Source organism: Streptomyces sp. AC627_RSS907 (assembly GCF_019049165.1).
Window position 1 is genome coordinate 1 of the sequence record NZ_JAGMUE010000216.1, and the last position, 574, is coordinate 574.

The following is a 574-nucleotide window of genomic DNA, read 5'->3' on the forward strand; positions in this document are numbered from 1 at the left end:
GTCCGGAGATGATGATCGTGGCGCGGGCGCTGCTCGGCGTCGCCGGCGCCACGCTGATGCCCGCCACCCTCGCGCTGATCCGCAACCTCTTCCACGACCCCAGGGAACGCAGCCTCGCCGTCGGCATCTGGGGCGCCACGGCCTCGGCCGGCGCGGCGGTCGGCCCCGTCGTGGGCGGCTTCCTGCTCGAACACTTCTGGTGGGGCTCGGTCTTCCTGATCAACCTGCCGGTGATGCTCGTGCTCGTCCTGGTCGGCATGCGGCTGCTGCCCGAGTCACGAGACCCCTCGCCCGGCCCCTGGGACCTGCCCAGCGTGGGGCTCTCCCTGGTCGGCATCATCGGCGTCGTCTACACCGTCAAGGAGGCCGCCGCGCACGGCCTGGGCTGGGACGTCGCCGCCGCGGGCGTGCTCGGCGCGCTGGCCCTGACCTGGTTCGTACGCCGCCAGCTCACGCTGCCGTCGCCGCTGCTGAACATGCGGCTCTTCCACCACCGCGGCTTCTCCGGGGCCGTCCTCGCCGACCTGCTGACCATCCTCGGCCTGTCCGGCCTAGTCTTCTTCTTGTCCCAGTT

Annotated in this window: 1 protein-coding gene; it reads left to right on the forward strand. The window is 71.8% G+C overall.

Going from position 1 to position 574, the window contains the following annotated elements; genetic code table 11:
- A partial coding sequence (locus KUM32_RS32330) for an MFS transporter (RefSeq protein WP_217145501.1) occupies positions 1-574 on the forward strand: 574 nt, incomplete at both ends.